The sequence below is a fragment of the Mannheimia granulomatis genome, from assembly GCF_011455695.1.
GTDB lineage: Bacteria > Pseudomonadota > Gammaproteobacteria > Enterobacterales > Pasteurellaceae > Mannheimia > Mannheimia granulomatis_A.
Map to the genome: position 1 here is coordinate 355,770 of NZ_CP015030.1, position 24,582 is coordinate 380,351.

The window sequence follows — 24,582 nt, forward strand, 5'->3', positions numbered from 1 at the left end:
GAACTTTTACTCTCGGATTAAATAGATAATGAAAAAACTACTTCCTTTAATGATTGCAGCGATGGTGCTAAGTGCCTGTTCTTCCCAGCCTGCAAAGAAACAAAGCCCTCGTATTAAAGCTTCGGCTGCTTATATCCCGACTGAAAATTCAGCCTATGTGGTATTTGATTTAAACCAGAAAAAATTTTTAGAGGGTAAGAATTTTAATTTGGTTCGCCCGATTGCTTCTGTCACTAAATTAATGACCGCTGTGGTTTTCTTGGAAGAGAACCGCTACGGTAACAGTTGTCAAACGCAAATTTTGCCGTCGGATGCGGATTTTTTAAAAGGCACAACCAGCCCTTTGCCGAAAAATATCAATATCGCTTGTAGCGAATTACTTAAAGCGATGTTAGTACGTTCCGATAATTATGCTGCTCACGCATTGGCACACGCCACACACTTGAATAAAGCTCAATTTTTGGCACGAATGAATAGTAAGGCACGCGAAATCGGTATGACTCAAACCTATTTTAGCGACTCCTCCGGGCTTTCTTCAGATAATGTTTCAACAGTAATTGATTTGGCAAAACTTGCCGGTTATGCTGCAGGTAAAAAGGAAATTCAGCAACTTTCTAATTCGCCTTTAGTGAGTGTTTATGCCGGTGGGCAATATATTCCGATGAAAAATACGAATAGTATGGTGCGTTCACAATCTTATCAGGCTTTAGTCAGTAAAACAGGATACACTCGTGAGGCAGGTTATAATTTAGCCTTTATTGCTAAAGGTGATTGTAAAGGTAAGCGAATTGGTGTGGTAAGCCTTAATAATAGTAATGCTACAGCTCGTACTTATTTTACTGAATCGATGTTAGCTAAATATCAATGTATAGCAAATCCGTTTAGACAGTATGGTTAAATACAAAAATATAGTTTCTCTACGCCTTGAGGGGCTAAGCATTGAGAAAAGCGTATTTTTTCTCTACAATATTGCCCTTTAACTTCAATATATTGAGACAAGATTGTGACACAAATTAAATTGATTGTCGGGCTTGCTAACCCCGGAGCAAAATATGAGGAAACCCGTCATAATGCAGGGGAATGGCTGATAAATGAAATTGCCCGTATGTATAATGTAAGTTTGAAAGATGAGGCGAAATATTTCGGTAAAGTGGCAAAAATCAATACTCCTCAAGGCGAGGTACGTTTATTAGTGCCTACTACCTTTATGAATCTGAGCGGTAAGGCAGTTGGGGCATTGGCGAATTTTTTTCGCATCAAGCCGGAAGAAATTTTAGTTGCTCACGATGAGTTGGATTTACCGCCCGGTTCGGTCAAGTTGAAACAAGGTGGGGGACACGGTGGTCACAACGGCTTAAAAGATATTATTGCTGCTCTTGGCAATAATAAAGAATTTTACCGTGTCAGAATTGGTATTGGGCATCCCGGTCATAAAGATCTGGTCGCAAATTATGTGCTGGGCAAGCCGGCTCCTGCAGAAAAAGAGTTAATCAATGCGGTAGTGGATGAAAGCAGCCGTTGTATTGACATTTTATTAAAAGAAGGCGTAACTAAAGCGATGAACCGCTTAAATGGGTTTAAAGCCTAGTAAAAATTGTAGGGTGGGAGAATTATTTTCCTCTACAAGCGGTCAAATTTATACAAAATTTTGCAAAATAATTTTAATTTAAAGGAACAGAAAAATGGGATTTAAATGTGGAATCGTTGGTTTACCGAATGTTGGTAAATCAACCCTTTTCAACGCATTAACAAAAGCAGGTATTGAGGCAGCGAACTATCCGTTCTGTACTATTGAGCCAAACACCGGTGTGGTGCCAATGCCAGATCCGCGTTTAGATGCGTTGGCGGAAATTGTCAAACCTGAGCGCATACTTCCAACAACTATGGAATTTGTGGATATTGCAGGTCTGGTTGCCGGTGCGAGTAAAGGTGAAGGGTTAGGGAATAAATTCTTAGCGAATATTCGTGAAACCGATGCAATTGGTCACGTTGTACGTTGTTTTGAAAATGATGATATTGTTCATGTAGCAGGTAAAATTGATCCGGCTGATGATATTGAGATTATCAATACTGAATTAGCCCTTGCTGACTTAGATAGCTGTGAGCGTGCGATTCAGCGTTTACAAAAACGTGCAAAAGGTGGCGATAAAGACGCTAAATTTGAATTATCTATTATGGAAAAAATCTTACCTGTACTTGAAAATGCAGGGATGATTCGCTCGGTTGATTTAGATAAAGACGAACTTCACGCTATTAAAGGTTATAACTTCTTAACTTTAAAACCAACTATGTATATTGCTAACGTAAACGAAGATGGTTTTGAAAATAACCCATACCTTGATCGTGTACGTGAAATTGCGGAAAAGGAAGGGGCAGTTGTTGTGCCGGTATGTGCAGCGATTGAATCGGAAATTGCAGAACTTGATGATGAAGAGAAAGTTGAATTTTTGCAAGATTTAGGCATTGAAGAGCCGGGCTTAAACCGTGTAATTCGTGCCGGTTATCGTTTGCTAAATCTGCAAACCTACTTTACCGCAGGGGTAAAAGAAGTACGTGCGTGGACGGTTTCTGTCGGTGCAACTGCACCAAAAGCAGCAGCGGTTATTCATACTGACTTTGAAAAAGGCTTTATCCGTGCTGAAGTGATTGCTTACCAAGATTTTATCGATAACAAAGGTGAAGCAGGAGCTAAAGAAGCCGGAAAGTGGCGCTTGGAAGGGAAGGATTATATCGTTCAAGATGGCGATGTTATGCATTTCCGTTTCAATGTGTAAAATTTCTTAGAAAAAAGACCGCTTGTTATCTGCTCGAAAAGTGGGTTGTCAATTTAAGAGGTATTTTTGATCTGACTTTAAAAGTTAGACTTTTTTATGCGAGGGGTGGGTTCTGTTTCTGACAGGGCTTAGCCCTTTAATTTTTTATGGCACTATGCGTTTTTGTATATGAGTGAATAACAGAACGATTACCGGTAAGCTTCACAATCGATTAGTGATAAGTTTTTTGCTAAACGGCTTTAGTAGAGTCTAAAATGTTAAAAATCATATTGATTTTGTTACTTTTTTATCCGTTTGTGCAGAAAAAATTTGAAACAGATCACAAATTTATAATAATTTGATTACATGGCTTCACAAAGCGAGTAGAATGCGAGCCACTCTTGACCAGTGGGTCATTTTTATTTTTTAAAAGAGGTGCTTTATGGCTCTATTTCTGAGTATTTTTCCGATTGTTTTACTGATTTATTTAATGGTAAAACGTAACGCTCTACCGTCTTATGTGGCGTTACCGTTAACGGCGGCTTTAATTTTTGTTTTACAACTTACCTATTTTGGTAGTGATTTCACCCTTGTCGCGGCAAATATTATTGCAGGTCTGGGTGATGTTTTAACACCAATTACTGTTATTTTTGGTGCAATTTTATTTAACCGCTTTTCAGAAGTTTCTGGTGCAACCAATACCATGCGTAAATGGTTAGGTAATATTAATCCTAACCCTATTGCACAATTGATGATTATTGGTTGGGCGTTTGCTTTCATGATTGAAGGAGCTTCAGGTTTTGGTACTCCAGCTGCAATCGCCGCTCCAATTCTAGTAGGTTTAGGCTTCCACCCATTAAAAGTAGCAATGTTAGCTTTAGTAATGAACTCTGTGCCTGTTTCATTTGGCGCGGTAGGTACACCGACTTGGTTTGGTATGGGCCCTCTTTTAAAAGATGGCTTAATTACAGATGCACAGGTGCTTGAAATTGGCTCAATGACAGCCTTTATCCATTCTATTGCGGCCTTCGTTATTCCATTAATGGCATTGCGTTTAGTGGTGAGCTGGAAAGAAATTCGTCAAAATATCACTTTTATTTGCATTAGTATCTTAGCTTGTGTTGTGCCTTATTTCATTATTGCGCAATTTAACTATGAATTCCCATCATTAGTGGCTGGTGCTATTGGTTTATTGGTGTCAGTATTTGTGGCGAACTTGGGTATCGGTTTAGCTAAAACAGAAAATAATCTCGGTAATGATAAAGTAACCTTTGGTGAAGTGGCAAAAGCTTTATTACCAACAGGATTATTGATCGCTATTTTAATTGTTACTCGTGTTCAGCAACTTCCATTAAAAGCGATGATGAATGATGCAACTACTTGGATTGCAAGTACAGTTGGTTTTGCTAACTTTGAAATTAGCCAAGGTTTAATTTTTGCCTTAAAAAATATTTTAGGCACAAATGTGGCGACCAGCTATAAATTGCTTTATGTTCCAGCATTAATTCCATTTGTGATCACAGTATTAATTTGTATCCCGATTTTTGCAGTTTCTGGTAAAAATACTGCGAATATTTTCTCTACCAGCTTTGCTCAAGTGAAAAAACCATTCTTAGCATTATTAGGTGCGTTAATTATGGTAAAATTAATGTTAATTGGCGGTAAAGAGTCAATGGTACAAATTATCGGTCAAAACTTTGCGGCAGCAACTGGTGAATATTGGACAATATTTGCTTCATATTTGGGTGCAATTGGTGCATTCTTCTCCGGTTCTAATACCGTATCAAACTTAACATTCGGTACTGTACAATTTGCAACAGCTCAGGCAACAGGCTTATCTGTTACTCTAATTCTTGCATTGCAATCTGTAGGTGGTGCAATGGGTAACATGGTTTGTATCAATAATATTGTAGCGGTATGTTCAGTACTGGGTATTGATAAACAAGAAGGTAATATTATTAGGAAAACAGCAGTGCCAATGTTTGTTTACGGCGTGATTGCTGCTATCGTTGCACTCTTTGTTGTACCTTTATTCTATACAATCTAATCTTTAAAAATAGAGTAAGGAAGGAAGTAGATAGTCTATCTGCTTCCTTTTGCCGTTTTAGGGTGGTGCTTTTTGAGTTTAATTCTTATTTATATTTATTAATGTGGGAGTTCTTATGAACGTCAATTTTTATGTTACTTGCATTGCAGATGTGATGAAAGCAGGTGTTGCAAAAAATACGGTGCTTTTGTTAGAAAAACTCGGCTGTAAAATCACTTTCTTAGAAAAACAGGGCTGCTGTGGACAGCCGGCAATTAATAGCGGTTATACGAAACAAGCTTTATCGGGAATGAAAACTTTAGTTGAAACCTTTGAAGCAAATGATTACCCAATTGTGGCCCCTGCGGGTTCTTGTGTGTATGCAATTAAAACTTATCCAGAACATTTTGAGCGTTTTGGTGAGAGACAATGGGCTGAGCGTGCGAAAAAAGTCGCAGACCGCTTTCACGACCTTACAGATTTTATTGTTAATAAACTCGGCGTTAAAGATGTAGGCGCTTATCTTCCAGGAAAGGCTGTTTACCACCCATCTTGCAGTTTATTCCGTAAATTAGGGATTAAAGATGAGCCTATTATTTTGTTACAAAATGTAAAAGGCTTAGAACTATTACCAATCAAAAACCAAGAAACTTGTTGCGGTTTTGGTGGTACGTTTTCTGTGAAAATGGCAGAAATTTCCGGTGAGATGGTAAAAGAAAAAGTAGCAAATATTGATAATGATGAGCCGGATTATTTAATCGGTGCAGATGTGAGCTGCTTAATGAATATTGGTGGACGTTTAAGTCGTGAAGGTAAAGAGATTAAAGTTATGCACATTGCTGAAGTTTTAATGCAGGGGGAGAAATAATATGTCTTATTTACAAACAAATACCCTACCGTTTAAACAGCGTATTGAACAGCAAGTTAATAATGAAATTGTCCGTAAGGCATTAGTAAAAGCCCAAGAAACTATTGGGGCAAACCGTCAGCGTATGGTGGATGAGCTGGGTAACTGGGAGGAGTGGCGTGACGCGGCAAAACAGATCCGTAACCATGTTTTAGCGAATTTAGATGCTTATCTTTACCAATTAAGTGAAAAAGTTGCTCAAAACGGCGGTAAAGTTTTCTTTGCAGAAACGGCGGAAGAAGCAACTGATTACATTAAAAAAGTGGCTAAAGAAAAAAATGCGAAGAAAATTGTAAAATCTAAATCAATGGTTACTGAAGAGATCGGGATGAACCATGTTTTAGAAGCTGAAGGCATTAAGGTGGTGGAAACTGACTTAGGCGAATATTTATTACAAATTGTAGGCGACAAACCCTCTCACATTGTTGTACCGGCAATCCATAAAGATCGCCACAGAATCCGTCAAGAAATGCACGATGTGTTAGGCTATCAAGGCAGTGAGGCTCCAGAAGAAATGACAGCCTTTGTTCGCCAAAAAATCCGTGAAGATTTCTTAGAAGCCGATATTGGTATTTCAGGTTGTAACTTTGCCGTACCGGAAACAGGTTCTGTTTGTTTAGTGACTAACGAAGGTAACTTACGTATGGCAACTACAGTGCCAAAAACACATATTGCGGTAATGGGAATGGAACGTATCGCTCCGACTTTCCAAGAAGTGGATGTGTTAATTACCATGCTTGCTCGTAGTGCGGTAGGGGCAAAACTGACCGCTTACAACACTTGGTTAACCGGTCCTCGCTTAGAAGGTGAGACGGATGGTCCTGAAGAATTCCATTTAGTGATTGTGGATAATGGCCGTTCTAAAATCTTAGAAAGCGAATTTAAAGAGGTTTTACGTTGTATCCGTTGTGGTGCTTGTTTAAACACTTGCCCTGCTTACCGCCAAATTGGTGGCCACGGTTACGGCTCAATTTACCCGGGACCGATTGGTTCGGTAATTTCGCCATTATTGGGTGGTTACGAAGAGTTTAAAGAACTGCCTTATGCCTGCTCACTCTGTACGGCGTGTAACAGCGTGTGTCCGGTGAAAATTCCGTTGGCTCAATTGATTTTAAAACACCGTGAACATATTGCTCAACAAGGACTAACTCCGATTTCTGAGCGTTTATCCATTTTTGGCTTTAATTTCGCAAACTCACATCCAACAGTGTGGAAAGTAGGGGTTAAAGTAGGTGCGAAAGTTGCCGGCAAGTTGATTAAAAACGGCAAAGTACCTATTGAGTTTGGTGCGTTAGGTGAGTGGACAAAAGCTCGCGATTTGCCGACTGCCGAAGGCGAAAGCTTCCGTGAATGGTTTAACAACAGAGGATAACAGTATGGATTTACAAAACCGAGAAAAATTTTTAACTAAATTGGCAGAACGTATGGGCAGACCATTGCAAACTGTGCCTGAGCCAATGCCGGAATTGGTAAATGACCACGCAGTTACCCGTTTAACAGACCTCAGCCAAGAGCAGCTTTGCAAAGAGTTTGTTGATTTTGCTCGTGTGATGATGGCTGATGTGGTGGAAGTTAAAGAAGCTGATCTACCAACGGCAATTATTGAGATTTGCGAGAAATATGGCGGTGGCAATATTATTGTAAATAATGATGAACGCTTAAAAGCACTTGGTATTACAGGTGCAGTTCAAGCAAAATATGAAAACTGTCATCAATGGGATTTCAATTTAGGTGAAGAAAACCTTGAGAAAGCTAAACAAGCGAATATCGGCATTGTGTATGGTGAATATGGCTTAACTGAATCTGGCGGTATTGTGCTGTTTTCCAGCAAAGACTACGGTCGTTCAGTTAGCTTACTCCCTGAAAAATCGGTAGTTGTATTGCGTAAAAGTAGTGTATTACCAAGGGTGGCACAGTTAGCCAAAATCCTACACGATAAAGCACAACAAGGCGAAAGAATGCCATCTTGTGTGAATATTATTTCCGGACCATCAGCCACTGCAGATATTGAGTTAATCAAAGTAGTAGGTGTTCACGGGCCGGTAAATAAAATTTACCTCGTGATTGATGATTTGTAATTGCAAAAAATCGAATAAAAATGACCGCTTGTTAGTCTTACAAGCGGTCATTTTTTGTTAAAATTTTGCAATTATGCTGCCAATGCTTTGCGCTGAGCTTCAACTAGCTGGGCAATACCTTGTTTCGCTAGATCTAACAAGGTGAGAAGCTCTTCGTGGGAGAATGGTTCACCCTCAGCGGTGCCTTGCACTTCGACTAATCTACCGTCTTCGACCATTACCACGTTCATATCGGTTTCAGCGTTGGAATCTTCCACATATTCTAAATCGCATACCGCTTGCCCATCTACAATACCGACTGAAATGGCGGCCACTAAGCCTTTCATTGGGTTCGTTTTCAGAACGCCATCTGCCACTAATTTATTCATCGCGTCGTGTAGAGCGACACACGCTCCGGTAATGGAGGCGGTACGGGTGCCGCCGTCTGCTTGGATAACATCACAATCGACGGTGATAGTGCGTTCGCCTAAGGCTTTGAGATCAACTACTGCACGTAAAGAACGGGCAATCAAGCGTTGAATTTCCATCGTACGACCGCCTTGTTTGCCTTTTGCTGCTTCACGTTGGGTGCGAGAATGAGTAGCACGCGGCAACATTCCATATTCTGCTGTTACCCAGCCTTGTTGCTGACCTTTGAGAAAACGTGGCACAGTTTCTTCCACCGTTGCATTACATAAGACTTTAGTATCGCCAAATTCAATTAACACTGAGCCTTCAGCATAACGGGTGTAGTTACGGGTAATTTTAACTTGTCTGACTTGACTAATTTCTCGATTATTTGGACGCATTTTCTTTTCCTTTTCTTTAAAATTTTTACCATTTTAACAAAGAAAACAGTAGAATGTGATGTTTCTTTACAAAGAAGAATATTAAAGAATTTATTCCCCTCTTTAGCAAAGAGGGGTTAGGGGAGATTTGGCAGAAGTAATTTTATCCTCATACGAAATTTTAGCATCGTAATCAAATCTCCCCCTGCCCCTCTTTTCTAAAGAGGGGAGTAAAATACAAATAACAGTAATAAAACAAGGAATAACAATGATTTATAGTATGACAGCTTTTTCTCATTTGGAATTGAAAAAAGAGTGGGGAAATGCGGTATGGGAAATTCGCTCGGTAAACCAACGTTTTTTAGAAACCTATTTCCGCCTGCCGGAACAGTTTCGTAATTTGGAAATGACTTTACGGGAACGCCTACGAGCAACGTTGACGCGAGGTAAAGTGGAATGCAGTTTACGCATTGATTTAAGCAAAACTCAAAACAGCGAAATTGCGTTAAATAAAGGCTATGCTGAGCAGGTAATTCAATCACTAAAATGGATTAAAGAAACCGCTAACGAAGGTGAAATCAACCTAGTGGATGTGCTGCGTTTTCCGGGGGTAGTGGATAATGAAAGCCAAGATTTAGACCAAATCGCTCAAGATTTATTAGCCGGATTTGAGCAGATCTTATCTGACTTTATTGCAATGCGAGCCAGAGAAGGTGAGAATGTACAAAACTTAATTCAGCAACGTTTAGATGCTATTTCGGTTGAGGCAACCAAAGTACAATCTTTAATGCCTGAAATTCTGCAATGGCAGAAGGAACGCCTACAACAACGTTTTGATGAACTGAACTTGCAACTTGATCCACAACGTTTAGAACAAGAAATGGTACTATTAGCCCAACGTGTTGATGTGGCTGAAGAATTAGACCGCTTGCAACTGCATGTGAAAGAAACTTCTAATATCCTGAAAAAAGGGGGTGCTGTCGGGCGTAAATTAGATTTTATGATGCAAGAGCTAAACCGAGAGTCTAATACGCTTGCTTCAAAATCCATTAATGCAGAGGTGACTAATTCTGCGGTGGAACTGAAAGTACTAATCGAACAAATGCGTGAGCAAATTCAGAATTTAGAGTAGGAATAAACCATGAAATGTGAATGCAATCAAATTATTGAAGCTTATCCAGCACTCTGTGTACCACTTGCTCAGTATCGCTTAATTGAAATGGCAGGGGCCGATGCTGAGAAATATCTACAAGGGCAATTGACCTGCGATGTAACCAAACTGGCGGTGGGCGATCATACGCTAACCTGCCATTGTGATCCGAAAGGCAAAATGAGCTCGCTTTTCCGCTTATACCGTGCAGAACAAGAGAAATTTATTGCGGTAATTCATCAAAGCCTACTGCCTGAAGCCTTAACGCAACTTAAAAAATATGCGGTGTTTTCAAAAATCACTTTTAGTGAATTAGATACTCAAATTTATGGCGTAGCAGCCGAGCAAGTTGCAAAATTAAGTGAAAATATGACCGCTTTAACGTTAAGCGAAGGGCAAAAACGTGCTTTTGTTTGGGGCGAAGCCTTAGAAACTAATGCCGATGAAAGCCTTTGGACGTTAATGGATATTCAAGACGGTATTCCTGTGTTAGTGAAGGAAAATCAATTTGAATTGATTCCACAAGCGGCGAATTTACAACAACTTGAAGCCGCGATTTCATTCACCAAAGGTTGCTATATTGGGCAAGAAACGGTGGCTCGAGCCAAATACCGTGGGGCAAATAAGCGAGCGTTGTTTACCCTTGTAGGGCAATATGAAGGCGAAATTTCACTCCCTGAACCGGCCTCTGCGGTAGAAATGCAACTAGGCGAAAATTGGCGGGCAACTGGTACAATTTTAGCCTGTGCGACTCACAAAAATACCCTATGGGTGCAAGTTGTGTTAAATAAAGAGGTAGAAGCGGAAACTCAATTCCGAGTCAGCAGGGTGAATTTGAAAATAGTAGAATTGCCATATAGCTTGAAAGAAAACTAGAAAACGAACGGTCATATATTCAAAATATGACCGTTTTTTATATCTTATCAGGATGGTGGATCATCACGAAACGTTCCCAAAGTTGTTCCTCAGTTTCCTCATTATCGGGATCTTTTACAATACAGCTTGTAATCGGACAAACCTTCTGACAGGTCGGCTTTTCATAATGCCCTACACATTCCGTGCATAAAACGGGATCGATAATATAAATATCATCCCCCACCGAAATTGCCTCATTCGGACATTCCGGCAAACACATATCGCAGTTGGTACATTTATGGGTAATCAGTAAAGCCATAGTTATTGATAAGAATAGAAAAATTAAACAAGCGGTAAGATTTACAAAAATTTTTACCGTTTTATCTTAAATTAATCGTAAAAATTTTAAAAAAATCGACCGCTTGTCAGTAGATAAAGCCTATTATAAAACAAAAAAATTTGAACTACTTCACATTTTTACAATTTGCTTGTTTATTGTTAAGTAAAAATTTTTTATTCTCTCATCGAAACGTTTCGATGAATGGTTTAATCAGATAATGGAGCGTAAAGGGAGAGATTAGATGAAAAAGACGCTAAATCTTAATGCACAACTTTCACATTGTATTGCAAAACTCGGGCATACAGATAGCCTGGTAGTTTGTGATGCAGGTTTGCCGATTCCACAAACAGTAGAGCGGATCGACCTTGCATTAACTGAAGGGGTGCCAAGTTTTTTGCAGACATTTGATGTGGTTGTAAGTGAAATGTTTGTTGAAAAAGTGCTATTGGCAGAAGAAATTAAGCAGAAAAATCCAGATATCTTATCTACTCTTTTGGAGCGTTTACAAAAATTGGAACAAGCACAGAAAAACCAAATTCAAATTGATTATGTAAACCATGAAATCTTTAAAGAGTATACACAAGGTAGCAAAGCTATTGTGCGTAGTGGTGAATGTTCTCCTTATGCGAATATCATTTTATATTCGGGCGTACCGTTTTAAGGTGGAATGATGGAAACCTTGTTGAATATGAATGGGATAGATAAATCTTTCCCAGGCGTTAAGGCTCTGAGTAATGCCTGCCTTTCTGTCTATGCGGGTCGTGTAATGGCATTAATGGGTGAGAATGGTGCTGGTAAATCCACCTTGATGAAAGTCTTAACCGGTATTTATAGCAAAGATGCCGGTACTATCATCTATTTAGGACAAAATGTGTCTTTTAAAGGACCAAAACACTCCCAAGAAGCAGGTATTAGTATTATTCACCAAGAATTAAATTTAATCGGTAACTTAACAATTGCTGAAAATATTTTCTTAGGTCGTGAATTTAGAACCGCTTGGGGAGCGGTTGATTGGAAAAAAATGTATGCAGAGGCTGATAAATTATTGGCTCATTTAGGAGTAAAACATAGTAGTCATCAGCTTTGTGCCGAACTTTCTATCGGTGAACAACAGATGGTTGAAATTGCTAAAGCACTCAGTTTTGAATCCAAAGTCATTATTATGGATGAGCCAACCGATGCTTTAACTGATACTGAAACTGAAGCTTTATTTAAAGTCATTCATGAGTTAAAAGCAGAAATGCGTGGCATTGTTTATATTTCTCACCGCTTAAAAGAGATTTTTGAGATTTGCGATGATGTGACTGTGCTTCGAGATGGGCAATTTATTGGTGAGAAAGTGGTGGCGGATATTGATGAAGATCAGCTGATTGAAATGATGGTTGGCCGCCGTTTGGAAGAGCAGTATCCCCATTTAGAGCAAGAGCGTGGCGAGCTACTGCTAGAAGTGAAAAATTTAAGTGGCAGCGGCGTGAATAATGTATCTTTCCAACTGTATAAAGGTGAAATTGTCGGAATTTCGGGCTTAATGGGAGCTGGGCGAACAGAGTTAATGAAGCTACTTTATGGGGCTTTACCAAAAACCTCAGGAGTTATTGAGCTAAGAGGTAAAGAAATTTCAAACAGTTGCCCTCAAGATGGATTAAATAATGGCATTGTTTATGTGTCAGAAGATCGTAAAGGTGATGGGCTGATTTTAGGTATGTCAGTTAAAGAAAATATGTCTTTGACTTCTTTAGATCATTTCTCGAAAGCAGGTTCAATTCGCCATGATGCGGAAAGATTGGCGGTAGATGATTTTATTACGATGTTTAATATCAAAACTCCAAGTCATGATCAGCAAATTGCTCTGCTTTCCGGTGGCAATCAACAAAAAGTAGCGATAGCAAAAGGATTAATGACACGTCCGAATATCTTGATTTTAGACGAGCCTACTCGTGGCGTGGATGTAGGGGCAAAAAAAGAGATTTACCAATTAATCAATGAGTTTAAAAAAGATGGATTGAGTATTTTAATGGTGTCATCTGATATGCCAGAAGTCCTGGGAATGAGTGACCGTATTTGGGTGATGTGTGAGGGGCAAATTAGTGCAGAATTTTCTCGAGCTGAGGCAACACAAGAGAAATTACTGGCAGCGGCGATTGGAAAAAGTGCACTCTAAAATAAAGGTGTTTTTATGGCTACGCAAAAAAAAGAATTTCAGTTAGGTAAGTTTTTAATAGAGCAACGCTCCTTTGTGGCATTACTAGTATTGATTTTAATTGTTTCAACAATTAATCCTGATTTCTTCAGCGTTGATAATATCTTGAATATTCTACGCCAGACTTCAGTAAATGCGATTATTGCTGTTGGGATGACTTTTGTGATTTTAATTGCGGGGATTGATTTATCTGTTGGTTCTGTACTGGCATTAACCGGTGCGGTTGCAGCCTCATTAGTTGGATCTGAAATCCCTATTTTTTTGGTGATTCCTTTAGTGTTATTACTGGGAACAGCCTTTGGTGGAATTAGTGGTGCTATTGTAGCTAAAGGGAAAGTGCAAGCCTTTATTGCTACTTTAGTGACGATGACATTATTACGTGGTATTACGATGGTTTATACCGATGGTAGGCCTATTAGCACTGGGTTTTCAGAACAAGCGGATTTCTTCGCATTCATCGGCACAGGATATTTATTAGGTATCCCAGTACCAATTTGGATAATGGCAGTTGTGTTTTCAGTAGCTTGGTATATTTTAAAACATACTCCAATTGGCCGCTACATCTATGCGTTAGGTGGTAATGAGGCCGCAACCCAGCTTTCAGGCATTAATGTTAATAAAATTAAGATCTTTGTTTTCGCTGTAAGTGGCTTCTTATCTGCGCTTGCTGGACTCATTGTGACTTCTCGCCTTTCCTCAGCACAGCCCACAGCGGGCGTTTCTTATGAACTTGATGCCATTGCTGCGGTGGTAGTGGGGGGGACAAGCCTAATGGGTGGAAAAGGGCGCGTAATGGGAACATTGGTAGGAGCATTAATTATCGGTTTCTTAAATAATGCACTTAATTTGTTAGATATTTCTTCATATTATCAGATGATCGCTAAAGCATTGGTTATTCTTATTGCGGTATTAGCTGATAATTATCTAGGTACTAAAAAAGTATAATCATTTTAAGGAGATTTCTATGAAAAAATTAACTACTTTAGCATCAGCAATTATGCTTAGTTTTGCCATTGTAGGTAATGCTACTGCAAAAGAGACTATTGCACTTGCGGTATCAACCTTAGATAACCCATTCTTTGTGAGTCTCAAAGATGGTGCTCAGAAAAAAGCCGATGAATTAGGCTACAAATTAGTGGTGCTTGATTCGCAAAATGACCCGGCCAAAGAGCTTTCAAACGTGGAAGATTTAACCGTGCGTGGTGCAAAAGTGCTTTTAATAAACCCAACTGATTCGGAAGCGGTTGGAAATGCGGTGGCAATTGCAAATCGTAATAAAATTCCAGTCATTACGTTAGATCGAGGTGCCTCAAAAGGTGATGTAGTAAGCCATATTGCTTCTGATAATGTTGCCGGTGGTAAAATGGCAGGTGATTTTATCGCACAAAAATTAGGTGATAGTGCTAAAGTTATCCAATTAGAAGGGATTGCTGGTACCTCTGCTGCTCGTGAGCGTGGTGAAGGCTTTAAACAAGCAGTAGAGGCCCACAAATTTAATGTTCTAGCAAGCCAACCGGCAGACTTTGACCGTACTAAAGGTTTAAATGTAACTGAAAACTTATTAGCCAGCAAAGGCGATGTACAGGCAATTTTTGCTCAAAACGATGAGATGGCTTTAGGTGCTTTACGTGCAGTTAGTGCGGCAAATAAAAAAGTGCTAATTGTTGGATTTGATGGTACAGATGATGGTATAAAAGCGGTGAATAGTGGCAAATTAGCTGCAACTATTGCCCAACAGCCCGAATTGATTGGTTCTTTAGGTGTTGAAACTGCTGATAAAGTGTTAAAAGGAGAAAAAGTTAAAGCGAAAATTCCTGTAGATTTAAAAGTCGTTTCAAAATAATATTTGTAGGGGCAGGTTTTAACCTGCCCGCTATTTTATCCGTTATTGGGAAGAGCAAACCTTCCTTTATACTTTATAATAGAAATAAGGACTCAATATGAAAAACCTAACCGTTCTCGGCAGCATTAATGCTGATCATGTTATTTCTGTTCCCTATTTTGCAAAGCCGGGGGAAACCTTAAGCGGTACTGGCTATCATATTGCGTACGGAGGTAAAGGAGCGAATCAGGCGGTTGCAGCGGCACGTTTAGGTGCAAAAGTTTCTTTTATCGGTTGTATCGGTAACGATGATATTGGACGAGCAATGAAAACTGCCTTTGAGCAAGATGGTATCAATACGCAGTCGATTAAAACCATCCAAAATGAAATGACGGGTATTGCGATGATTCAAGTTGCCGAGTCGGGTGAAAACAGTATTGTGATTTCAGCTGGGGCAAACGGGCATTTAGGTGAATCTGTTGTGGTAGAATATCAAGCCGAGATTCAGGAGGCTGATTATTTATTAATGCAGTTAGAAACTCCACTACCGGCGATTATTCAAGCTGCAAAAATCGCCAAAGAAAATGGTACAAAAGTAGTGTTAAATCCGGCACCTGCAAAAGCTTTACCTACAGAATTCTTGAGTTTGCTAGATATGATTACCCCAAATGAAACCGAGGCGGAAATCTTAACTGGTATAAAAGTGATTGATGAACAAACTGCCGACCAAGCCGCTACTGTTTTCCACCAAAACGGTATTGAAAAAGTATTGATTACACTTGGTTCTAAAGGTGTGTTTGTAAGTGAACGTGGCGAAGGCAAAATTGTTGAGGGCTTTCGTGTGAAAGCGGTTGATACTACTGCTGCCGGTGATACATTTAACGGTGCATTAGTTACTGCAATGTTGGAAGATAAAACGCTTGATGAGGCGATTCGTTTTGCTCATGCTGCAGCGGCAATCAGCGTGACCCGTGAAGGGGCTCAGCCGTCTATTCCAACTCGTCAAGAAACTTTGGATTTTTTAAGTCAGCAAGGTTAGCAAGCGGTGCTTTTGAGGGAAAGTTTTACAAATGGCAACTATGAAAGATGTCGCTCGCTTGGCGAGAGTGTCCACTTCAACGGTTTCCCACGTTATCAATAACAGTCGTTTTGTGAGTGAGGAAATTCGCGAGAAAGTGCTGCGTGTGGTTAAAGAGCTTAACTACACGCCCTCTGCGTTGGCAAGAAGCCTCAAGGTTAATGAAACTAAAACCATTGGAATGTTAGTGACAGCAACCAGCAATCCATTTTTTGCAGAAGTGATGGCAGGAGTCGAGCTTTATTGCCAGCAGCAGCATTACAATCTGATTATTGCTACCACTAATGGTGATTCTGAGCGTTTGCAGCATCATTTACAGATGTTAATTCAGCGGAAAGTCGATGGCTTACTCTTAATGTGTGGTGATGCGAGATTCAGTGCTTCCAGTAATTTGAATATTCCCTTACCACTTGTGGTAGTGGACTGGTGGTTTACCGAGCTAAATGCAGATAAAATCTTTGAAAATTCCGCATTCGGTGGTTATCTTGCAACAAAAGCATTGATTGATGCAGGTCATCGTAAAATCGGCATTATTACTGGAAATTTAGCAAAATCTCTCGCTAAGAACCGTTTAGAGGGCTATAAACAAGCTTTAATTGAAGCCAATATTGCCATTAATCCGAATTGGATTATTGAAAGTCATTTTGATTTTGAGGGAGGCATTGTTGGAATGAACAGTTTACTTGCTCAAGAAGAACATCCGACAGCCGTGTTTGCTTCAAGTGATACCATTGCTGTTGGAGCGTATCAAGCGATTTGGCAAAAAGGGCTTAGCATACCGCAAGATATTTCTATTATCGGCTATGATGATATTGATCTGGCAAAATATCTTTCGCCACCACTTTCCACGATTAGCCAACCGAAGTCAGAATTAGGTCAGTTAGCGGTGGAAACCTTACTGAAACGAATTCGCGCAGAGTTGACCGAATTTCAAACTATTATGCTAGAGCCGGAGTTGGTATTACGAGATTCCATTCGTCAGGTAAACAAAAATGCTGAATAATTTGTTAGATTATTCAGCATGTTACATTGAATAGATTAGCCTTTTTGTTGCTCCAAATAAAGTACAGTGGCAGCTACGCGAGAGTGAACATTCAGCTTACGCAATAAGTTGCGAATATGCACTTTCACCGTTTCCTCGGAAATAAAGAGCTGTGCGGCAATTTGTTTGTTAGACATACCCGTTGCGATCCACTGTAGTACATCCAGTTCACGATCGGTTAAACTACTTAAAGGATCGTTTTCCGGTTGGCGGTTTAGTAAATGTTGGCGAACCGTTTCACTTAACACCATTTCACCACTGGCGGCTCTGCGGATATTATCCAGCAATTCCGGAGTATCGGTATCTTTTAATAAATAGCCATCTACACCGGCATCCATTAAGGCAAAAATGTCAGACTGTTCATCTGAAACAGTAAGCACAATGATACGGGCATCTACGCCTTTAGCTCGTAGTGAACGTAATGTGTCCAGCCCTGAAATGCCTTTCATATTTAAATCTAAAATAATGACATCCGGCTCAAGTCGCAGAGCCAGTTCAATTCCATCTGTGCCGTTGCTAGCTTCACCGATTACGGTAAATTGATAATCTAATTCCAATAATTGACGCATGCCCTGACGCATTAGAGGGTGGTCGTCAATCAATAAAATGCTAGTTGGAGCAGCCATTCATTTCTCCTTTCTTCTTCCTCTGTTAAGCGATTAATTTTGCTATCATTGCCTAAAAATAGCAAGTTGTGCTTTTTAATAAATGGTTGTTTTTTGATCTGGGCTAATTTTTATAACAAAAGAAATTGCAAATCTTTGCAAGAAAAAGACCGCTTGTTCGGCTATAATGAGGCAAAATTTTATATGAGCAAAAGATAATGATAAATAAAACTACTTATTTCGCAACCGCCGCTCGAGGTTTTGAAGAAATACTTAAAACCGAACTTGAGCAAATCTGCGGTGCAGAGTGCAAAGTTGCACAAGGCGGTGTGCATTTTACTACAAGCCAAAAAGGGGCATACCAAGCGTTATTACACAGCCGTTTGGCATCTCGTATTTTATTGCCTTTAATCAGCACTAAAATTTTCAGCGACAGTGATTTATACGCTTCGATTATCGCCTTTAATTGGGCAGAATTATTTGATCCACGCGATACTTTCTATATTGATTTCAACGGCACAAACCGAGAAATTCGCAATACCCAATTTGGAGCAATGCGGGTAAAAGATGGTATTGTGGATTATTTTGAGCGTAAAGGTTTTGCCCGTCCAACCGTAGATAAAGATAATCCTGATGTGCGGATTCACGTCTATTTAGATCGTGAAAATTTGGTGGTCTCGCTAGATCTGAGCGGTGATGCTTTGCATATCCGTGGCTACCGCGAAGACACCGGTAAAGCTCCGCTGCGTGAAACCTTAGCCGCGGCGATTATTTTACGTTCCGGCTGGCAAAAAGGTACACCATTGGTTGATCCGATGTGCGGCTCCGGTACACTTTTAATTGAAGCAGCCCAAATAGCGGCGAATATTGCCCCGCAACTTCACCGTAAATATTGGGGATTTAATGCTTGGAAAGGGCATGATGTGGAACTGTGGCGTGAAGTTTTAGAGGAAGCCTTTTCGCAAAAAAATGATCAAATTCAACCGCTTTTCTTCGGTTTTGATTTAGACCACCGCGTGCTTGCCAAAGCGAAACAGAATGCGAAAAATGCCGGGGTTGATCATTTAATTCAATGGCAACAGGGCGATATTGCGGCATTGAAAAATCCAATTCCCGAACAAATCGGTACGGTAGTGTGTAACCCACCATACGGCGAGCGTTTAGGTACTACACCGGCATTAATCGCTCTTTATTCGGTGTTCGGACAACGCTTAAAACAGCAATTTGGCGGCTGGAATGCCTCGATTTTTAGTGGTGAGCCGGAGTTGCTAAACTGCTTGCGTTTACGTTCGGCACGACAATTCAAAGCCAAAAACGGCCCGTTAGATTGTGTGCAAAAAAATTATTTGATTAGCGAAAATAACAAGCGGTCAGATTTATCTGAAAATTTACAATTTGAGCAAAACGCTCAAGTTGCTCCAGACTTCGCCAATCGTCTAGCGAAAAATATCAAAAAAGTGGAAAAATGGGCGAAGCAGCAGGGCATTGATGCCTACCGCTTATATGATGCGGATTTGCCGGAATACAACTTGGCGGTAGACAGATATGGTGATCATATTGTGGTGCAAGAATACCAAGCACCAAAAAGCATTGATGAGCAAAAAGCTCGCCAACGCTTGCTGGACGCGGTTTCTGCAACTCTTTATGTAACTGGCGTGGAAACGAATAAATTAGTGCTAAAAGTTCGCCAAAAGCAAAAAGGCACGAACCAATACGAGAAGTTAGCGAATAAAGGCGATTACTTCTACGTAAACGAATACGGGGTGAAGCTTTGGGTGAATTTAACCGATTATTTGGACACAGGCTTATTCTTAGACCACCGCTTAACCCGCAAAATGGTCGGAGAAATAGCGAAAGGAAAAACCTTCCTGAATCTCTTTGCTTATACAGGCTCGGCAACGGTTCACGCGGCACTAAATGGGGCGAAATCGACCACCACTGTGGATATGTCTAACACCTATTTGAATTGGGCTGAACAGAATTTGGAGTTGAACAAGCTATCGCTACGAAACAACCGTTTATTCCAAGCGGATTGTTTGCAGTGGCTTGCAGAATGTCGTGAGCGTTTTGAGTTGATTTTTGTTGATCCGCCTACTTTCTCAAATTCAAAACGAATGGAAAACAGCTGGGACGTTCAACGGGATCATATTGAGCTAATGAAACAGCTTAAACGCATTTTAACCGCAGACGGCACAATTGTTTTCTCTAATAACAAACGTGGTTTTAAAATGGATTTTGAGGGATTAGCAACTCTTGGCTTACAGGCAGAGAACATCTCACACAAAACTCTACCACTTGATTTTGAACGTAATCCACAGATTCATAATTGTTGGATTGTGAAACATTTATAAGGTGGAAAATTTAAAATGTTAGATATTGTTTTATACGAACCGGAAATTCCACAAAACAGCGGGAATATTATTCGTCTTTGTGCAAATTGTGGGTTTCGTTTACATATGATTGAGCCATTGGGCTTTGCTTGGGATGATAAAAAGTTACGCCGCTCAGGCTTGGATTACCACGAATTTGTGAACATTCAAAAATACAAAAATTTTGAGGATTTTTTAGAAAGAGCCAACCCAAAACGCTTGTTTGCTTTAACAACTCGTGGCGAGCAAAATCACAGTGATGTGAAATATGAATTGGGTGATTTTTTAATGTTCGGGCCGGAAAGTAGAGGGATTCCCAAACCTTTGTTGGCAGAAATGCCGATGTCGCAAAAAATCCGTATTCCAATGTGCCAAGACAGCCGTAGTATGAATTTATCCAATTCTGTTGCTGTTGTGGTATATGAAGCATGGAGACAGCTTGGTTACCGAAATGCAGTGTCGGCACAGTCTATTTAAATAACAAGCGGTTTGATTTTTGCAAAGTTTTGCAATGATCGAACTGCTTAAATTTTCTGTGATCCAGATCACAAAAACAGCATAAAAAATAGAATTTGAAGTTATATTTCATTAGAATAATAAAAAATGAAGTGTTTTTTCTCAAAATGAATTTTTTAAGGAGCTGTTATGCGTTTAATTCCGTTAGAGACTGATCATGATGTAAGTGTTTGGGCTGCTCGTTATATTGTAGATCGTATTAATGCCTTCAAACCAACCAAAGAGAAACCTTTCGTACTTGGCTTACCAACTGGTGGAACCCCTGAAAAAACCTATAAAGAATTAATTAAACTCTACCAAGCGGGTGAAGTCAGCTTTAAAAATGTGGTGACTTTTAATATGGATGAATATGTTGGCTTACCTAAGGAACATCCTGAAAGCTACCACAGTTTTATGTTCAAGCATTTCTTCGACCACGTTGATGTGCCACTTGAAAACATTAATATCCTAAACGGTATGGCAGAAGATGTGGATGCAGAATGTGCACGTTATGAAGAGAAAATCCGCTCTTACGGCAAAATCCACCTCTTTATGGGCGGTGTGGGTGTTGATGGGCATATTGCGTTCAACGAACCTGCCTCTTCACTCTCTTCCCGTACTCGTATCAAAACATTGACGGAAGATACCCGCATTGCGAACTCTCGTTTCTTTGATAATGATGTCAGCCAAGTGCCGAAATTTGCATTAACAGTGGGTGTGGGTACATTATTAGATGCGGAAGAAGTGATGATTTTAGTTACAGGTCATAATAAAGCATTAGCTTTACAGGCGTGTGTGGAAGGTGCGGTAAATCACCTTTGGACCATCAGTTGCTTGCAATTACACCGTCGTGGTATTGTGGTGTGCGATGAACCGGCAACGCAAGAATTGAAAGTGAAAACAGTTAAATATTTCAAAGAGTTAGAGAAAAATGTAGCGCGTTAGGTGCTTTATTACAAGCGGTTATTTTTGCAAAAAAATTTGTAAAAACGACCGCTTGCTACAATCTAAAGGAACAAAATATGAACCATTATGCCTTAACAAATTGTGTGATTTATACAGGCGAAGAAGTGTTGTATCAGCACGCATTAGTGGTGAAAGACGATAAAATCGACGCTATTGTACTGGAAGAAAATTTGCCGCAAACTCTTGAAAAAGTGGATTTGAAAGGGGCAAATTTATCAGCAGGTTTTATTGATTTGCAGCTCAATGGTTGTGGCGGTGTGATGTTTAACGAGGAGATCACTACGCGTACGCTTGAAATTATGCAAGAAACTAACTTGCGTTCAGGTACTACCAGCTATTTGCCGACTTTTATTACCTCACCCGATGAAGGAATGAGAGAAGCAGTGGCAGTTATGCGTGAATATCTTGCCAAACATAAAAACCAAGCACTGGGGCTTCATTTTGAAGGACCTTATTTAAGTGTGGAAAAAAAAGGTGTTCATCGCCCGGAATTTATCCGTGAAATCAGCCCGGAAATGTTAGATTTCTTATGTGCCAATAGTGATGTGATCACCAAAGTGACCATTGCTGCAGAAAACCCGACTGCAGATCATATTAAGCGTTTTAACGATGCTGGCATTATTGTTTCGATCGGCCATTCCAACGCAACTTTCGCTCAAACCAAACAGCGAATTGCTGAAGGAGCGGCCTTTGCAACACACTTGCATAATGCTATGTCGCCGGTGAGCAACGGGCGTGAAGGCGGTGTTGTAGGGGCAGTGCTGGATAGTGATATTTACACAGGCATTATCTGCGATGGCTTACACGTAGAATGGGGCAATATCCGCATTGCGAAAAAAGCCAAGGGGGATAAATTAGTGATTGTTAGTGATGCTGTTGCCGCTGCTGGTAGCGATATCGACTCATTCATCTTTGTTGGTAAGAAAGTGACAGTTAAAGACGGTAAATGTTATGATGAATTTGGATCTTTAGGTGGTGCAGCGATCACGATGATCGAATCTATCCGCAACGTGGTACTGCATTGTGATATCAGCCTAAATGAGGCGATTCGTATGAGTACGCTTTACCCTGCCAAAGCGATTGGTGTGGATGATACTCTAGGATCACTGGTTTCTGGCAAAATTGCTAACTTAGCCGTTTTTGATAATCAATTTAACGTAAAAGCTACTGCTGTCAATGGACAACTTCGTTGGCATTCGTAATTTAATAAACAGAACAGTCGGAAGGCTACACAAGGTGTAGCCTTCTTTTTGTTTACGCTTTATGCAAAAAACGATTTAAATGCTAATCGTTTTTAACTAGAATGTTGCAGTTTATTTTATTGTTTAAGGAACACTTTTGAATTACCATCAGCTACTATTGTTGATTTAATGGCAATCTATCAATTTAATAATAATTGGGTAGCGCAATTAAATGTGCAGAATGTGGGCGCATAAATATGTAGAAAGTTTAATTGGTGTTGTTATTATGGATCCGATCGCCATATTAATGCGACAGTAAGCTACAAATTCTAACCACAAAATCGTATAATATTAAGGCAGGCTTTGTGCCTGCCTTTATTTTTACTAGGGAGTATTCAATGCAATTTAAAGACTATTTAGCTACTTTTCCGGCTATCGACCATCTTGCAGGTTTAAACATAATTAACGAGAAAGGTGAAGTGATTCACAACATTCCAGCAATTGAAGGGAAATTAGGTTCTCTTAAACTTTACAATGCATTATTTGCAAAATTTGAAGGAAAATTAACCGCTTGTGCAGCCAAACAAGGCTTAGAATGGTTCGCAGAACATGTAGAAGATGCGAAAAATAACCTTGGCAAGCACCCGAATATTGATTTGTTGTGTAAAGTAATTGATGAAGATCTTACTTTAATCTTAGAACCTGTGGCTAAGTAATTTTAGTGTCTAAACAAAACCCACTTTAGTGTGTTTCTAAAGTGGGTTTTACATTTTATATCTTAAAAAGATCAGAGTTTTTCAGAAAGCATTGCTTCTAATTTTTCTTGGTCAATTGCAAATTTGCGGATACCTTCCGCTAATTTTTCAACAGCCATTGGATCTTGATTGTGCTCCCAATAGAATTCTGCTTCAGTCATCGGCTCTGGGCGAGCTTTCACTTCACCTTTATATTCTAATTTACGCACTAAAGTTTCATTGCTTTCTTGTAATGCTTTTAATAATGGTGGAGCAATAGTTAAACGGTCACAACCGGCTAATTCAACGATCTCACCTACATTGCGGAAGCTTGCACCCATTACAATGGTTTTATAACCATGTTGTTTGTAGTAGTTATAAATATTAGTCACAGAAATTACCCCAGGATCTTCTGCTGGTGCGTATTCTTTGCCTTCATTAGCTTTGTACCAGTCTAAAATACGGCCTACAAATGGGGAAATCAAATAAACGCCTGCTTCCGCACAAGCGCGAGCTTGAGCCTGAGAGAATAACAATGTTAAGTTACAGTTAATCCCTTCTTTTTCTAACACTTCCGCAGCGCGAATACCTTGCCATGTAGAGGCAATCTTAATTAGGATACGATCATTACTAATACCTGCAGCATTATATAAAGCGATCAATTTACGTGCTTTAGCGATCGTTTTTTCAGTATCGTAAGAAAAACGAGCATCAACTTCGGTAGAAATACGTCCGGGCACCAGTTTTAAAATCTCTAAACCAATGTTTACTGCTAATTTATCTTCTGCATCAACTAATTGCTGTGCTTTATCACCACTTTGTGCTTTAGCGTAGGCTACTGCATCCTCAATTAATGGAGCGTATTGCGGTAGTGCTGATGCACTAAGAATTAAAGAAGGATTGGTCGTTGCATCTTCCGGTTTATAAAGCTTCATTGCCTCAATATCGCCTGTATCTGCAACAACAACAGTAACTTTACGTAATTCATCTAATTGACTCATGTTCATTCCTTATCTGAAGTTAATAACTAAATTGAATTTTCGAATAATAGCAGTAACTACTTCAAAAGAGTAAATAATTTTGTGATATAGATCACATTTTTATAAAATAACTCAATAAATTTAGATAGAAGTTTTTCTTTTACGTTTAACTGATGAATAAATGCAACTATTTTGCTAGTTAGATCGTCATTTTGCTGAAAAGATCAACAAGCG

The 24,582-nt window shown here is 39.7% G+C and carries 24 protein-coding genes; 20 read left to right on the plus strand and 4 right to left on the minus strand.

All coding sequences use genetic code 11. The features are described from left to right. The first annotated feature begins 28 nt into the window (after window positions 1-28). The 7 genes from A4G16_RS01705 (at window position 29) to A4G16_RS01735 (ending at window position 7,764) form a co-directional block, all read left to right on the plus strand. Window positions 29-898 (plus strand): D-alanyl-D-alanine carboxypeptidase family protein, encoded by an 870-nt coding sequence (locus tag A4G16_RS01705; RefSeq protein WP_237052380.1) that lies wholly within the window; start codon window positions 29-31, stop codon window positions 896-898. Window positions 899-1,003: 105 nt separating this feature from the next. Further along, window positions 1,004-1,588, plus strand: coding sequence for an aminoacyl-tRNA hydrolase (pth, locus tag A4G16_RS01710; RefSeq protein WP_165888431.1), 585 nt, complete (start codon window positions 1,004-1,006; stop codon window positions 1,586-1,588). A 94-nt stretch (window positions 1,589-1,682) separates the two neighbouring features. Then, window positions 1,683-2,774: a redox-regulated ATPase YchF gene (ychF, locus tag A4G16_RS01715; RefSeq protein WP_165888432.1), complete on the plus strand. Its 1,092-nt coding sequence runs from the start codon at window positions 1,683-1,685 to the stop codon at window positions 2,772-2,774. A gap of 421 nt (window positions 2,775-3,195) precedes the next feature. Further along, window positions 3,196-4,800, plus strand: a complete 1,605-nt coding sequence (locus A4G16_RS01720; protein ID WP_165888433.1) for an L-lactate permease — start codon at window positions 3,196-3,198, stop codon at window positions 4,798-4,800. Window positions 4,801-4,915: 115 nt separating this feature from the next. Next, entirely contained in the window at window positions 4,916-5,647 is a 732-nt protein-coding gene (locus A4G16_RS01725) for a (Fe-S)-binding protein (protein ID WP_165888434.1), read from the plus strand. Window position 5,648: 1 nt separating this feature from the next. After that, window positions 5,649-7,058 carry a LutB/LldF family L-lactate oxidation iron-sulfur protein gene (locus A4G16_RS01730; protein WP_165888435.1) on the plus strand — a complete coding sequence of 470 codons (1,410 nt, stop codon included), beginning with the start codon at window positions 5,649-5,651 and terminating at the stop codon, window positions 7,056-7,058. A gap of 4 nt (window positions 7,059-7,062) precedes the next feature. Beyond that, window positions 7,063-7,764, plus strand: coding sequence for a LutC/YkgG family protein (locus A4G16_RS01735; RefSeq protein ID WP_165888436.1), 702 nt, complete (start codon window positions 7,063-7,065; stop codon window positions 7,762-7,764). A gap of 71 nt (window positions 7,765-7,835) precedes the next feature. On the opposite strand, the gene rph is transcribed toward A4G16_RS01735, so the two are convergent. Continuing rightward, window positions 7,836-8,552: a ribonuclease PH gene (rph, locus tag A4G16_RS01740; RefSeq protein ID WP_165888437.1), complete on the minus strand. Its 717-nt coding sequence runs from the start codon at window positions 8,550-8,552 to the stop codon at window positions 7,836-7,838. 247 nt (window positions 8,553-8,799) lie between these two features. Here rph and A4G16_RS01745 point away from each other — a divergent pair, with 247 nt between their 5' ends. Both A4G16_RS01745 and A4G16_RS01750 read left to right on the plus strand, forming a co-directional pair. Then, window positions 8,800-9,663, plus strand: coding sequence for a YicC/YloC family endoribonuclease (locus A4G16_RS01745; RefSeq protein ID WP_165888438.1), 864 nt, complete (start codon window positions 8,800-8,802; stop codon window positions 9,661-9,663). Window positions 9,664-9,672: 9 nt separating this feature from the next. Further along, complete coding sequence (locus A4G16_RS01750) at window positions 9,673-10,557, plus strand: folate-binding protein (RefSeq protein ID WP_165888439.1); 885 nt, start codon at window positions 9,673-9,675, stop codon at window positions 10,555-10,557. Between the two features lie 37 nt (window positions 10,558-10,594). Here A4G16_RS01750 and A4G16_RS01755 read toward each other — a convergent pair whose 3' ends face one another. Continuing rightward, complete coding sequence (locus A4G16_RS01755) at window positions 10,595-10,855, minus strand: YfhL family 4Fe-4S dicluster ferredoxin (protein ID WP_165888440.1); 261 nt, start codon at window positions 10,853-10,855, stop codon at window positions 10,595-10,597. 262 nt (window positions 10,856-11,117) lie between these two features. Here A4G16_RS01755 and rbsD point away from each other — a divergent pair, with 262 nt between their 5' ends. From rbsD to A4G16_RS01785, 6 genes are all read left to right on the plus strand, one after another. Further along, the gene (gene rbsD / locus A4G16_RS01760; protein WP_165888441.1) at window positions 11,118-11,537 is read left to right on the plus strand and encodes a D-ribose pyranase; all 420 of its coding nucleotides are present in this window, start codon (window positions 11,118-11,120) and stop codon (window positions 11,535-11,537) included. Between the two features lie 9 nt (window positions 11,538-11,546). Next, window positions 11,547-13,037 carry a ribose ABC transporter ATP-binding protein RbsA gene (gene rbsA / locus A4G16_RS01765; RefSeq protein ID WP_165889879.1) on the plus strand — a complete coding sequence of 497 codons (1,491 nt, stop codon included), beginning with the start codon at window positions 11,547-11,549 and terminating at the stop codon, window positions 13,035-13,037. 15 nt (window positions 13,038-13,052) lie between these two features. Beyond that, window positions 13,053-14,021 carry a ribose ABC transporter permease gene (gene rbsC, locus A4G16_RS01770; RefSeq protein WP_165888442.1) on the plus strand — a complete coding sequence of 323 codons (969 nt, stop codon included), beginning with the start codon at window positions 13,053-13,055 and terminating at the stop codon, window positions 14,019-14,021. A gap of 19 nt (window positions 14,022-14,040) precedes the next feature. Beyond that, window positions 14,041-14,919 (plus strand): ribose ABC transporter substrate-binding protein RbsB, encoded by an 879-nt coding sequence (gene rbsB / locus A4G16_RS01775; protein ID WP_165888443.1) that lies wholly within the window; start codon window positions 14,041-14,043, stop codon window positions 14,917-14,919. 97 nt (window positions 14,920-15,016) lie between these two features. Further along, entirely contained in the window at window positions 15,017-15,937 is a 921-nt protein-coding gene (gene rbsK / locus A4G16_RS01780; RefSeq protein WP_165888444.1) for a ribokinase, read from the plus strand. A gap of 31 nt (window positions 15,938-15,968) precedes the next feature. Beyond that, complete coding sequence (locus A4G16_RS01785) at window positions 15,969-16,979, plus strand: substrate-binding domain-containing protein (protein WP_165888445.1); 1,011 nt, start codon at window positions 15,969-15,971, stop codon at window positions 16,977-16,979. Between the two features lie 35 nt (window positions 16,980-17,014). On the opposite strand, the gene narL is transcribed toward A4G16_RS01785, so the two are convergent. Continuing rightward, window positions 17,015-17,644 (minus strand): two-component system response regulator NarL, encoded by a 630-nt coding sequence (gene narL / locus A4G16_RS01790; protein ID WP_165888446.1) that lies wholly within the window; start codon window positions 17,642-17,644, stop codon window positions 17,015-17,017. A 197-nt stretch (window positions 17,645-17,841) separates the two neighbouring features. Between narL and rlmKL the strand changes: the two genes are divergently transcribed. From rlmKL to A4G16_RS01815, 5 genes are all read left to right on the plus strand, one after another. After that, window positions 17,842-19,974, plus strand: a complete 2,133-nt coding sequence (rlmKL, locus tag A4G16_RS01795; RefSeq protein WP_165888447.1) for a bifunctional 23S rRNA (guanine(2069)-N(7))-methyltransferase RlmK/23S rRNA (guanine(2445)-N(2))-methyltransferase RlmL — start codon at window positions 17,842-17,844, stop codon at window positions 19,972-19,974. Between the two features lie 15 nt (window positions 19,975-19,989). Next, a complete protein-coding gene (gene trmL / locus A4G16_RS01800) occupies window positions 19,990-20,469 on the plus strand; it encodes a tRNA (uridine(34)/cytosine(34)/5-carboxymethylaminomethyluridine(34)-2'-O)-methyltransferase TrmL (protein WP_165888448.1) in 480 nt (159 codons plus the stop codon). A gap of 168 nt (window positions 20,470-20,637) precedes the next feature. Continuing rightward, complete coding sequence (nagB, locus tag A4G16_RS01805) at window positions 20,638-21,432, plus strand: glucosamine-6-phosphate deaminase (protein ID WP_165888449.1); 795 nt, start codon at window positions 20,638-20,640, stop codon at window positions 21,430-21,432. Window positions 21,433-21,509: 77 nt separating this feature from the next. Continuing rightward, a complete protein-coding gene (nagA, locus tag A4G16_RS01810) occupies window positions 21,510-22,655 on the plus strand; it encodes an N-acetylglucosamine-6-phosphate deacetylase (protein ID WP_165888450.1) in 1,146 nt (381 codons plus the stop codon). A 377-nt stretch (window positions 22,656-23,032) separates the two neighbouring features. Further along, the gene (locus A4G16_RS01815) at window positions 23,033-23,350 is read left to right on the plus strand and encodes a DUF2322 family protein (RefSeq protein WP_165888451.1); all 318 of its coding nucleotides are present in this window, start codon (window positions 23,033-23,035) and stop codon (window positions 23,348-23,350) included. A gap of 71 nt (window positions 23,351-23,421) precedes the next feature. Here the strand turns inward: A4G16_RS01815 and tal are convergent, their stop codons facing one another. After that, window positions 23,422-24,369 carry a transaldolase gene (gene tal, locus A4G16_RS01820; RefSeq protein WP_042804568.1) on the minus strand — a complete coding sequence of 316 codons (948 nt, stop codon included), beginning with the start codon at window positions 24,367-24,369 and terminating at the stop codon, window positions 23,422-23,424. Window positions 24,370-24,582: the final 213 nt, after the last annotated feature.

What these genes read in the sequence shown, in the direction of transcription:
- A4G16_RS01705 (WP_237052380.1), top strand. Translation starts at nt 29, where the DNA reads ATGAAAAAACTACTTCCTTTAATGATTGCAGCGATGGTGCTAAGTGCC.
- ychF (WP_165888432.1), top strand. Translation starts at nt 1,683, where the DNA reads ATGGGATTTAAATGTGGAATCGTTGGTTTACCGAATGTTGGTAAATCA.
- A4G16_RS01720 (WP_165888433.1), top strand. Translation starts at nt 3,196, where the DNA reads ATGGCTCTATTTCTGAGTATTTTTCCGATTGTTTTACTGATTTATTTA.
- A4G16_RS01725 (WP_165888434.1), top strand. Translation starts at nt 4,916, where the DNA reads ATGAACGTCAATTTTTATGTTACTTGCATTGCAGATGTGATGAAAGCA.
- A4G16_RS01730 (WP_165888435.1), top strand. Translation starts at nt 5,649, where the DNA reads ATGTCTTATTTACAAACAAATACCCTACCGTTTAAACAGCGTATTGAA.
- A4G16_RS01735 (WP_165888436.1), top strand. Translation starts at nt 7,063, where the DNA reads ATGGATTTACAAAACCGAGAAAAATTTTTAACTAAATTGGCAGAACGT.
- rph (WP_165888437.1), bottom strand. Translation starts at nt 8,552, where the DNA reads ATGCGTCCAAATAATCGAGAAATTAGTCAAGTCAGACAAGTTAAAATT.
- A4G16_RS01745 (WP_165888438.1), top strand. Translation starts at nt 8,800, where the DNA reads ATGATTTATAGTATGACAGCTTTTTCTCATTTGGAATTGAAAAAAGAG.
- A4G16_RS01750 (WP_165888439.1), top strand. Translation starts at nt 9,673, where the DNA reads ATGAAATGTGAATGCAATCAAATTATTGAAGCTTATCCAGCACTCTGT.
- A4G16_RS01755 (WP_165888440.1), bottom strand. Translation starts at nt 10,855, where the DNA reads ATGGCTTTACTGATTACCCATAAATGTACCAACTGCGATATGTGTTTG.
- rbsD (WP_165888441.1), top strand. Translation starts at nt 11,118, where the DNA reads ATGAAAAAGACGCTAAATCTTAATGCACAACTTTCACATTGTATTGCA.
- rbsA (WP_165889879.1), top strand. Translation starts at nt 11,547, where the DNA reads ATGGAAACCTTGTTGAATATGAATGGGATAGATAAATCTTTCCCAGGC.
- rbsC (WP_165888442.1), top strand. Translation starts at nt 13,053, where the DNA reads ATGGCTACGCAAAAAAAAGAATTTCAGTTAGGTAAGTTTTTAATAGAG.
- rbsB (WP_165888443.1), top strand. Translation starts at nt 14,041, where the DNA reads ATGAAAAAATTAACTACTTTAGCATCAGCAATTATGCTTAGTTTTGCC.
- rbsK (WP_165888444.1), top strand. Translation starts at nt 15,017, where the DNA reads ATGAAAAACCTAACCGTTCTCGGCAGCATTAATGCTGATCATGTTATT.
- A4G16_RS01785 (WP_165888445.1), top strand. Translation starts at nt 15,969, where the DNA reads ATGGCAACTATGAAAGATGTCGCTCGCTTGGCGAGAGTGTCCACTTCA.
- narL (WP_165888446.1), bottom strand. Translation starts at nt 17,644, where the DNA reads ATGGCTGCTCCAACTAGCATTTTATTGATTGACGACCACCCTCTAATG.
- rlmKL (WP_165888447.1), top strand. Translation starts at nt 17,842, where the DNA reads ATGATAAATAAAACTACTTATTTCGCAACCGCCGCTCGAGGTTTTGAA.
- trmL (WP_165888448.1), top strand. Translation starts at nt 19,990, where the DNA reads ATGTTAGATATTGTTTTATACGAACCGGAAATTCCACAAAACAGCGGG.
- nagB (WP_165888449.1), top strand. Translation starts at nt 20,638, where the DNA reads ATGCGTTTAATTCCGTTAGAGACTGATCATGATGTAAGTGTTTGGGCT.
- nagA (WP_165888450.1), top strand. Translation starts at nt 21,510, where the DNA reads ATGAACCATTATGCCTTAACAAATTGTGTGATTTATACAGGCGAAGAA.
- A4G16_RS01815 (WP_165888451.1), top strand. Translation starts at nt 23,033, where the DNA reads ATGCAATTTAAAGACTATTTAGCTACTTTTCCGGCTATCGACCATCTT.
- tal (WP_042804568.1), bottom strand. Translation starts at nt 24,369, where the DNA reads ATGAGTCAATTAGATGAATTACGTAAAGTTACTGTTGTTGTTGCAGAT.